This window comes from Desulfobacterales bacterium (assembly GCA_028704555.1).
In the GTDB taxonomy this organism is placed as follows: Bacteria; Desulfobacterota; Desulfobacteria; order Desulfobacterales; family JAQWFD01; genus JAQWFD01.
The window spans coordinates 167198-177241 of the sequence record JAQWFD010000002.1; the positions used below are offsets into that span (position 1 = coordinate 167198).

Annotated in this window: 8 protein-coding genes; 5 read left to right on the top strand and 3 right to left on the bottom strand. The window is 49.6% G+C overall.

The window, feature by feature from the left end:
• Nucleotides 1–144 precede the first annotated feature (144 nt).
• From PHQ97_01810 to PHQ97_01825, 4 genes are all read left to right on the top strand, one after another.
• Nucleotides 145–636 (top strand): hypothetical protein, encoded by a 492-nt coding sequence (locus PHQ97_01810; GenBank protein MDD4391468.1) that lies wholly within the window; start codon nt 145–147, stop codon nt 634–636.
• A gap of 209 nt (nt 637–845) precedes the next feature.
• Nucleotides 846–3512 carry a valine--tRNA ligase gene (locus PHQ97_01815; GenBank protein MDD4391469.1) on the top strand — a complete coding sequence of 889 codons (2667 nt, stop codon included), beginning with the start codon at nt 846–848 and terminating at the stop codon, nt 3510–3512.
• A 57-nt stretch (nt 3513–3569) separates the two neighbouring features.
• Nucleotides 3570–4418, top strand: coding sequence for a carboxylating nicotinate-nucleotide diphosphorylase (nadC, locus tag PHQ97_01820; protein MDD4391470.1), 849 nt, complete (start codon nt 3570–3572; stop codon nt 4416–4418).
• A gap of 128 nt (nt 4419–4546) precedes the next feature.
• Complete coding sequence (locus PHQ97_01825; GenBank protein ID MDD4391471.1) at nt 4547–5518, top strand: rhomboid family intramembrane serine protease; 972 nt, start codon at nt 4547–4549, stop codon at nt 5516–5518.
• Between the two features lie 47 nt (nt 5519–5565).
• Here PHQ97_01825 and PHQ97_01830 read toward each other — a convergent pair whose 3' ends face one another.
• From PHQ97_01830 to PHQ97_01840, 3 genes are read right to left on the bottom strand one after another with little or no spacing between them, the layout of a single operon-like run.
• Nucleotides 5566–6480 (bottom strand): phosphatidylglycerol lysyltransferase domain-containing protein, encoded by a 915-nt coding sequence (locus PHQ97_01830; protein MDD4391472.1) that lies wholly within the window; start codon nt 6478–6480, stop codon nt 5566–5568.
• Nucleotides 6467–6889 carry a GNAT family N-acetyltransferase gene (locus PHQ97_01835; GenBank protein ID MDD4391473.1) on the bottom strand — a complete coding sequence of 141 codons (423 nt, stop codon included), beginning with the start codon at nt 6887–6889 and terminating at the stop codon, nt 6467–6469. Before PHQ97_01835 ends, PHQ97_01830 begins: the two co-directional genes overlap by 14 nt.
• 5 nt (nt 6890–6894) lie before the next feature.
• The gene (locus PHQ97_01840; protein ID MDD4391474.1) at nt 6895–7818 is read right to left on the bottom strand and encodes a diguanylate cyclase; all 924 of its coding nucleotides are present in this window, start codon (nt 7816–7818) and stop codon (nt 6895–6897) included.
• A 209-nt stretch (nt 7819–8027) separates the two neighbouring features.
• On the opposite strand from PHQ97_01840, the gene lepA reads away from it, so the two are divergent.
• On the top strand, nt 8028–9824 hold the full coding sequence (lepA, locus tag PHQ97_01845; protein ID MDD4391475.1) for a translation elongation factor 4: 1797 nt from the start codon (nt 8028–8030) through the stop codon (nt 9822–9824).
• Nucleotides 9825–10044: the final 220 nt, after the last annotated feature.

Genomic DNA, 10044 nt, shown 5'->3' on the forward strand with positions numbered 1-10044 from the left:
CGTCAGGACTCATTTACTCCCTGTCTTCCAGGCAAATTCCTTGACACACCCCATACCATATGATAGGTTCTCGCAGACATGTATTATGGGGCATAATATATCGAATTTTCATGATATATTACCAACGACCGGAAGGAATCGGGCATGAATGATCACAAAGACTCCGATCAGCTCATCGAATCGGAACATCGCATGGACGCTGATGATGAAAGCATGGAACTTTTAAACGCGGGTGAACTTTCCTCATACGACGAGGATGAAGATGATATTATAGAACTGACCGATGTGGTCTCTGACAACCCTGTCGATGAAAGCCATGAAATCGAGCCGGCCGACAGCTTAATCGACGCCATGGGCATTCCGCTCGAACCCGAATCGGATTTGCCGGACATGGACGTCGGCATCCTTTCCGGTTCGGATACGGATCGCGATCTGCAAGACCCACTCACAGGCGCTCAAAGCATATCCGTATCTCCCGAGCAACTGGAAGCGGCGCTAACTCGGGTCATTCAACGACTGGTTTCAGACAAACTGGATTCCATTCTGGTCAACGCCGTCGAAAAGGCCGTTTCAAAAGAAATCGATAAAATCAAGCGTCTTCTTCTTGAAGATGCGCCTGGAAACAATTTCTATTAATTCCAGACCCTGTTGACTGTATTTGGCACATTAACAATAAGACTATTAACTGCTTATTTTTACGGGGATTATATGCTAATCCCCTTTTTAAATAGTGCCTGAACGAAAAAGTCTGTCGCCCGCAAGCAGCCGGACACCTCAACGCTGCATTCTGATACGGGTTGTCCGGTTTGGTTACTCAGAGTACAAAATTCAAGGAGTGTTCATATATGAATTCAAATCTGCTCGAGAAGGGTTACGAATCACATGATGTCGAAAAGCGCTGGTATGATTACTGGCAGCAGCAGGGACTGTTTGATGCCGGTGAATCGGATTCACGGAAATATTTTTCGATTGTAATTCCCCCTCCCAATGTTACCGGCGTTCTGCATATGGGCCATGCGTTGAATATTACCCTGCAGGATATCCTTTGCCGTTACATGAGACTTCGTGGACATAACGTCCTGTGGATGCCCGGAACAGATCATGCCGGTATAGCCACACAAAACGTGGTCGAAAAAAAACTCGCCAGTGAAGGACGGAACCGTGATCAACTCGGCAGAGAAAATTTTGTAGAGGAAGTATGGAAATGGCGGGAAGAATCCGGCAGCGCCATTATCAATCAGCTCAAACGCCTGGGCGCATCATGTGACTGGAAACGGGAACGGTTCACCATGGATGAAGGGCTGTCACGGGCCGTGCGCAAAGTATTCGTTCAGCTGTATCAGGAAGGCCTGATCTACCGCGGCAGCTATATTATCAACTGGTGCCCCAGGTGCCAGACCGCCCTGTCAGATCTGGAAGTCGAACACGAAGAACTCGACGGGAATCTGTATTATGTCCGGTATCCTTTCCCCGGAAATTCAGAGGGGCTGGTGATTGCAACCACCCGGCCGGAAACCCTGCTCGGGGATACGGCCGTAGCGGTCAATCCTGATGACGAGCGGTACCAGAACACCGCATCCGATCAGGTGATCCTTCCCCTCGTCAACCGCGAAATTCCGATTATCCGGGACACATATGTTGACATGTCATTTGGGACCGGCGCCCTGAAAATAACCCCGGCCCATGATCCCAACGACTTTGAAATCGGCATGCGGCACAAACTGCCCAGTATCAAGGTCATCGGCGAAGATGGCAAAATGACAGCAGATGCCGGAATTTACGAAGGAATGGATCGTTTCGAATGCCGAAAAGCAGTGATAAAAGCCCTCGAAGATGCGGGTCTTCTGCTGAAAATTGAACCGATCAAACACGCGGTTGGCCACTGCTACCGCTGCAAAACCATTGTGGAGCCCAATTTGTCAACGCAATGGTTTGTCAAAGTCAAACCTCTGGCTGAAAAAGCGATCGAAGCCGTTCAAAACGGAACCACCACCATTGTTCCCGGCATGTGGGCCAACACCTATTTCGACTGGATGAATAACATCAAGGACTGGTGTATATCCCGACAGATATGGTGGGGTCACCAGATACCGGTCTGGACCTGCGAGGACTGTCAGGAAGTCATCTGCAGCACGGAGACACCGACCCAATGTACCCGATGCGGCGGCACCCGCCTGATCCAGGAAACCGATGTGCTCGACACCTGGTTCAGTTCTGCGCTGTGGCCGTTTTCCACGATGGGATGGCCCGATCAGACGCAGCTGCTCAAAAAATATTACCCCACATCCGTTCTGGTTACCGGATTTGACATCCTGTTTTTCTGGGTTGCCAGAATGATGATGATGGGCATCCATTTCATGGGCGAGGTGCCGTTCAAAACGGTATATGTCCATGCGCTGGTTCGGGATGAAAACGGTCAGAAGATGAGCAAATCCAAAGGAAATGTGATCGATCCTCTGACCATTATCGACCAGTACGGCACTGATGCATTCCGGTATACCCTGGCTGCATTTGCGGCTCAGGGCAGGGACATCAAAATGTCGGAACAGCGGGTAGAGGGCTACCGTCATTTCGTCAACAAACTGTGGAATGCCGCCCGGTTTTCCCTGATGCACATAAAAACCGGTTTCGACCGGATTGACGAGCAGCATATCTCTCTTCCGGACCGGTGGATCTTATCCCGCCTGCACCAGGTCACAGACGATGTTGCCGATGCGCTGGATACCTACCGGTTTAACGATGCCGCCGGCGCCCTGTACCAGTTTGTCTGGCATGAACTGTGTGACTGGTACCTGGAGGCCATTAAACCCGCTCTGTACGGCAATTACGGGGCAGACTGCCAGCATGCCACCACAGGCGCATTATGGCATGTGCTGAAAGACACGCTGGTTTTACTGCATTCGTTCATGCCCTTTGTTACCGAAGAAATCTGGCAGAAACTGCCCGGAACTCAAAACTCCATCATGAAGGCCGCGTTTCCTTCCGATGGCTTTGAATGTTCAGGCATCCGCAAAGATACGGAAGCGGAAACCGCCATGCAGCTGGTCATGGACATTATTTCCAGCATCCGGAATATTCGTGGCGAAATGAATATTTCCCCCTCTCAATTGCTGAGGGCCTCTGTGCATGCATCCGACAATGCGGTTCGAAACACCATTGAAACCTATCAGAGCATTATCGTTCATCTGGCGCGGCTGGAATCTTTTTCCGTAGTTGAATCCGGAGACCGTCCCAAGTCAGCGGCCACCTCGATTATCAAGGGTGCGGTCGTCTTTGTTCCGCTGGAAGGCATCATTGATTTTGGGAAAGAGACGGTCCGGCTGGAAAAGGAACTGAACAAGCTCAATAAAGAACTCAACTCGCTGTCCAGAAAACTGATCAATGAAGATTTTTTAAAAAAAGCGCCGGAAGAGGTCGTTGAAAAAGTCAAGGATCAGCATAAGCTTCTGGTGGAAAAGCAGCATAAACTCGAAGCCAATCTGGAAAAAATCACCGGGCTTCAAGAAGAATAGGCCGTTATATGCGGCCCGGTTTACCATACCATCGATAACCCATGGGGATTTTACGACATGATACTGCATGACATAACGCATTTGATCGATATCGCATTAAAGGAGGATATCGGTTCCGGAGATATCACCACCGACAATCTCGTTGCGCCGGAACTCAAGGGTAAGGGCCGGATGGTTGCAAAGGAATCCATGATTCTGGCCGGTCTGGATATCGCAAAGCAGGTTTTTCTACACCTTCAGCCAGACACCGTATTTCGATCCGGATTCAGTGATGGCGATATTATACGCGCCGGGGACATTCTGCTTGAGATTGAAGGACAGCTGCGCACCCTTCTGATAGGAGAACGCACCGCCCTGAATTTTCTTCAACGGATGTCCGGCATTTCCACCAACGTCCGCTCATATGTAAACGCCCTGTCCGCTTCAAAGGTTCGCCTGGTCGATACACGGAAAACCACCCCGGGATGGCGAACGCTTGAAAAATATGCCGTTCGTGTAGGCGGAGGATATAATCACCGGATAGGCCTTTATGACGGCATCCTGATAAAGGACAATCATATTGCCGTCAGTGGCGGCATTACCAACGCCGTCAGCCGTATCCGGAAAAAATGTACGCATCTGTTAAAAATCGAGGTTGAAACAACCAACCTGACGGAGGTGCAGGAAGCGCTGGATACGAAGGTTGAGGTTATCATGCTGGACAACATGACCGTCAACCAGATTAAAGAAGCGGTCCGCCTCATTGGGGGCAGGGCACTTGTTGAAGTATCCGGCGGGGTTACGCTCGAGGCTCTGGCCGCACTTGCCGATACCGGCATCGACATCATTTCCTCAGGCGCCCTGACCCACTCGGCCCGAAGCATGGATATCAGCATGTCGATCGATCCGCTGGACGAACCTTCATAGCGGATACCCGATCCATCCGTTTCGAAAACGACATTAAAACAGGTTGCCATCCCCTCTGTTTTTTTATTACAACAGAATCAGAGGGAGCCTTTATGGCCTGAATCCTTTAGCTGCCGTTAAAAAAACTTATGATACCGGTTCGAGACACCATCCCGTCCAAAACCTATCCTGTCGTCACCCACGCCCTTATCGGTCTGAATGTCCTGTTTTTTCTGATCGAAATAGGGCAAAGGGGCGATATGGATGTGTTCATTTATACTTATGGCCTTGTTCCGGCCCGGTACGCCGTGCCCCGGATTTCCGCCTACTTTTCAATGTCTCAGCAGGCTTTTTCCCTGATTTCATTCATGTTTCTCCACGGCGGCTTCTGGCATCTGCTCGGAAACATGTGGTCGTTATATATTTTCGGCGACAACGTCGAAGATCATCTCGGCCCCGTGCGGTATCTCCTGTTTTACCTGCTTTGCGGCATCAGTTCAGGACTGGTTCACCTGATGTTCAATCTTCATTCCAATATCCCCACGATCGGAGCCAGTGGCGCCATTGCCGGGGTGATGGGTGCCTATTTCATTCTTCACCCGAATTCAAAGATACTGACGCTGATCCCGATTTTCTTTATTCCGTATTTCGTTGAAATTCCGGCTTTTTTCTTTCTGGGGCTATGGTTTGTCCTTCAATTTATTCAGGCTGCCGGAAGTCATGCGAATGCCAGCGGTATCGCCTGGTGGGCCCATATCGGCGGATTTATTTTCGGCATCGTTTTTCTGAAACTGATGCAACCGGCCGCCGGCGCAAAGGCCACGGAACGCATGCAGAAATTTACCCTCAAAAAAACATCCCCCCGGCTGCAGGTGATCCGGCCGGCAGGATATGGCACTGAGCCCCATCTTTATGGAACGCTCACAATTACCCGTCACGAAGCATTTACCGGAACTCATAAACTGATCAATATTCCATGGGGCTTTCAGAAACGACTTTTCCGGGTGGCTATTCCACCGGGAATCAAGGAAGGAAATGTGCTGAGACTGGAAGGAATGGGAAAAATCGTCCGGGACGATGCCAGAGGTGATCTGCTCCTGAAAGTGACCATACGGCCATGAGAGGCTCGGCAAAGGCCCAACAGCTGAAAATCAGATCCGTAGCCCATCTATCGCAGAACCAGTTCAAATGATCTGACTTTTTCGACGGGCCAATAAGACTTTTTCGATTGGGCCAGCCCCGGAAGATTCATATCACTTTCCTTATTCAGCCGGGTATAGCCCTTGAACAGCTCTCTGACGCACAGGTTATCGAGAAATTGATAAAGGCCCCTGATATGTTGATACGCCTTCTGAAAATGCATCACGCCCATGTCATCTGTCAGGTATGCGGCAACGACAAAGGCGCTCACATCTCCGTCTACCCGGACCAGAAGACCTTCGACGCCCAGAATGTCGATATTTTCAAGCGTATTTGACACCGCCTGTTTTTCACAGGTAAAGTCTTCATCCCGTTCAATGTGGCAATCACGACTTTCGCACCATTTTTTCAAAAAATCCAGACATTCACCGGCAACTGAAGGGGAAATTTTCTCAACCGACACCCTGTTTTTGCTCAGGTACGCCCGATCAAACTGATGAATCAGATTTCGTTTTTTGGCATACCGGTTGCCTTTGAGCTCAGCCAGGTCCTCTGTCAGATAGACATAGTCATCAAAATGGGGTTGCGGCCTGACAGTAAAATAAGATTCGACGCTGGATATCCCGCAAGCTTCTATATAGTGATCCGGCACAAACCAGTAGGATTGAATGCCAGCATCCTGAGCCAGATCCCGCAGTTTATCCGGTGAAAACTCCAGGCTGGGAGAAATGGGCAGGATCAGATGACGATCCTGAGGCCGGGAAGGATATTCGGCATAAACATAGAGAATATCTCCATCCGTTGCGCCATAAATCTGGTATACGTCATTGCTCCAGACCAGAAGAGAGGACAGCGAATAGACACAAAGCCTGTATTTCTGATGGTTGAAAAACCGTTTTAAGTCCGGGTAATCCAAGGGGGTAATCTGTTTAAAGTTCATCATTGATTAACATCGGCAGTGCATTCTTCATTTGTTTAAATCCAATTTTTTTGTAAAAGTCACAACTCCCCCGCTCGGCAATCAAGCCAATCCAGCATATACCATCGTTGCGAAGACGATCAACGAGTTTCTCGACGATTCGGGTACCGATATCTTGTCCCCTGAATGCGGGATGAACCGTCACATCCTGAATATACGCATCGCTGGCCCGGTCACTGATGGCTCTGCCCATGGCAATGATATTTCCATCCATCACCGCCGCCAGAAAGCAGTGGCTTCCGGATACGAGACGCGCCACCAGCTCAGAATCATCCGGCTGGTGTTCACCCCACCACCCGGCGGATCGATACAGGCCGGTTATCTGCTGAAGCTGCATCAGGGAGGGTTGATCAAGAAACACGAACACAGGCATCGTCATTACTCGTGAGACAGGGTTTCATCCGCATACAGGCAGGAAACTCGATTTCGCCCCTGTTGTTTGGAAAGATACATGGCTTTGTCGGTTCGTTTGACAAACGTTGATAATTTTTCTTTTTCATTGTATTCCGTCACGCCGATACTGATGGTAACGGTAACCAGATCACCGTTATCCGTGATAAACGGCTCATTTCCCATGCTTGTCCGAATGCGCTGAGCCACGGCCTTGGCCTCAACCGCGTTGGTTTCCGGTAAAATGACCGTGAATTCCTCACCCCCGTAGCGGTATGCGGAATCATTGGTTCTCAGGCAGGAGCGGATGATTTCGCCCAGGCGAATCAGGACCTTGTCTCCGGCCAGATGTCCGTACGTATCATTGAACTGCTTAAAATAATCGATATCCATGAGCATCAAGGCGATTTCGTGATGATAGCGGACGGACCGGTCAATCTCCGATTCCAGGTGATCATAAAAGCACCGGGAATTATAAAGACTGGTCAGGCCATCGGTGATCGCCAGTTTTTCAAGTTTCCGCATCATCTGGCTCCGTTCCTGGGCAATGTGCCGTTCCTTGATCACCCGTTTCAACCGAAGCAGCAGCTCTTCAAAGCGGACCGGTTTAAACACAAAATCACTGGCGCCCTTATTGATGGCCTCCTCATACGAATAATCATCACTGTAGCCGGTCATTACAATCACGTCAGAATCGTAGTCCCGCTTGATCATGGCAGTCAGCTCCAGACCATCTAACACGGGCAGCACAATATCGGTAATGACCACATGGATATTCTTTTTCTTCAATATTTCAATAGCCTCTTCCGCACTGGCGGCAGTCATGCAGCGATATCCTGACAAGCCGATAAACTCGTTCATGGAATCTCTGATGGCGGAATCATCATCAACGATTAAAATATCTGTAATCATTTTTGATTGTCCATTTCCCGCAATTACGTTATAAGATCTGATTCGGCTGAAATACTGCAGAAGATAATTGACATAATGACCGAAAATCTTGGAAAAGTAGCCTTTTTTTTATTCCAATATACTGATAAAATAAAATTCATGTCAATCAGTTTTGCAGCGTCACTTATAAAGTCAACCCCATACGTTTATACTAAAACACATGTCTGCCAATGAAACACATACGAAATTTCAGCATTATCGCCCATATTGATCACGGGAAGTCCACCCTGTCTGACCGGCTGATTCAGCATACCCACATGGTTTCGGATCGCGATTTTCAGGATCAGATTCTGGACACCATGGATATCGAGCGTGAAAGGGGAATCACCATCAAAAGTCAGACCATCTGCCTGCCGTATACGGCCAGGGACGGTCAGACCTATTTTCTCAACCTGATCGATACCCCCGGACACGTGGACTTTTCCTATGAAGTATCCCGGGCGCTTGCCTCCTGCGAAGGGGCGCTGCTTCTTATCGATGCCAGCCAGGGCGTTGAAGCCCAGACACTGGCCAATCTGTACCTGGCCATGGAGCATGAGCTTGCAGTCATCCCTGTCATCAACAAAATCGATCTGCCTTCCGCAGATATTGAACGGGTAAAAGCCCAGATTGAAGAGGATCTCGGACTGGACCCGGAAACGGCGCTTTTAACGTCCGCAAAGACCGGGATCGGTATCGAGGAGGTTCTGGAAACCGTTGTCCGGAAACTTCCAGCGCCAACCGGTGATCCGGACAAGCCGTTGAAAGCACTGATTTTTGATTCAAATTACGATCCATTCAGGGGCACCATCGTTCACTTTCGAGTCATTGACGGACGGATCAAGGCCGGTGACCTCGTTTCCTTCATGTGGAATCAGGCCGCCTACCGGGTCGAAGAGGTGGGTATTTTTCAGATCAAACGGGTGCCTCAAAAGCAACTGTCCGCCGGCCAGGTAGGTTATATGATTGCCGGAATCAAAACGGTCAGTGATACCCGGGTCGGCGATACCATCACCCTGAAGAAGGCACCGTGCGACACCCCGATGCCCGGATTCAAGGAAGCAAAGCCCGTTGTGTTTTCATCGATTTATCCCATCGCATCCGACGGATACGAAGAGCTGGCCATCGCTATAGAAAAGCTCACCCTCAACGATTCTTCACTGATTTATGAAAAAGATTCCTCGGTCGCGCTCGGTTTTGGATTCCGATGCGGTTTTCTGGGTCTGCTTCATCTCGAAGTCGTTCAGGAGCGTCTCGAGCGCGAATACGACCTGTCGCTGATCCTGACGGCCCCATCAGTCAGATACCAGCTGATAATGAATGACGGCAGCGAGCTGACCATCGATAATCCCGCCCTGTATCCGGATCCTGCAAGCATTGCAAAAGCCCTGGAGCCCTTTATCCGGGCCGCCATTATTTTACCCGACCGGTATATGGGAGTTGTCATGAAACTGTGTCTGGACCGGCGCGGCATCAATAAAAACTATCAGTATCTGACCAGCAACCGGCTGGAGATGATATTTGAACTGCCGCTGGCGGAGGTGATCTACGATTTTTATGACAAGCTCAAGAGCGTCACTCAGGGATACGGTTCATTTGATTACGAGATCATCGACTACCGGGAAACCGATCTGGTGAAACTGGATATTCTGATCAACGGGGATCGGGTCGATGCCTTATCTCAACTGGTCCATGAAGACCGGGCAGTTGAACGGGGCCGCCTTGCCTGTGAAAAGCTCAAGGAGGAAATCCCGCGCCAGATGTTTAAAATCGCCATCCAGGGCGCCATTGGTTCAAAAGTGATCGCCCGCACCACTGTTTCGGCATTCCGAAAAGACGTAACCGCCAAATGCTATGGCGGAGATATCAGCCGGAAACGCAAGCTATTGGAAAAACAGAAAAAAGGAAAAAAACGAATGAAGATGGTCGGCAAGGTAATGATTCCACAGTCGGCTTTCCTGTCTGTTCTGAAGACCGATACGGATTAGAAAGTCTTCCGTCGAGAGACTTCCGTCTTGAGCCGTGAGCCTTTGGGACGGCTACCGCACAAATCATACCCGTAAATATTTCAGATCAAGATCTAAAGAAAAGTTGGAGGTACTATGGGGAAAACGATTGCAGAAAAAATTTTTGATTCCCATTTCGTGGACAATCCCGCCGGCGACATTCATGTCATCCGCCTTGATGCGGTGTTCTGCCATGAGATCA

What these genes read in the sequence shown, in the direction of transcription:
- PHQ97_01830 (MDD4391472.1), bottom strand. Translation starts at nt 6,480, where the DNA reads ATGATGAACTTTAAACAGATTACCCCCTTGGATTACCCGGACTTAAAA.
- nadC (MDD4391470.1), top strand. Translation starts at nt 3,570, where the DNA reads ATGATACTGCATGACATAACGCATTTGATCGATATCGCATTAAAGGAG.
- PHQ97_01815 (MDD4391469.1), top strand. Translation starts at nt 846, where the DNA reads ATGAATTCAAATCTGCTCGAGAAGGGTTACGAATCACATGATGTCGAA.
- PHQ97_01835 (MDD4391473.1), bottom strand. Translation starts at nt 6,889, where the DNA reads ATGCCTGTGTTCGTGTTTCTTGATCAACCCTCCCTGATGCAGCTTCAG.
- lepA (MDD4391475.1), top strand. Translation starts at nt 8,028, where the DNA reads ATGAAACACATACGAAATTTCAGCATTATCGCCCATATTGATCACGGG.
- PHQ97_01825 (MDD4391471.1), top strand. Translation starts at nt 4,547, where the DNA reads ATGATACCGGTTCGAGACACCATCCCGTCCAAAACCTATCCTGTCGTC.
- PHQ97_01810 (MDD4391468.1), top strand. Translation starts at nt 145, where the DNA reads ATGAATGATCACAAAGACTCCGATCAGCTCATCGAATCGGAACATCGC.
- PHQ97_01840 (MDD4391474.1), bottom strand. Translation starts at nt 7,818, where the DNA reads ATGATTACAGATATTTTAATCGTTGATGATGATTCCGCCATCAGAGAT.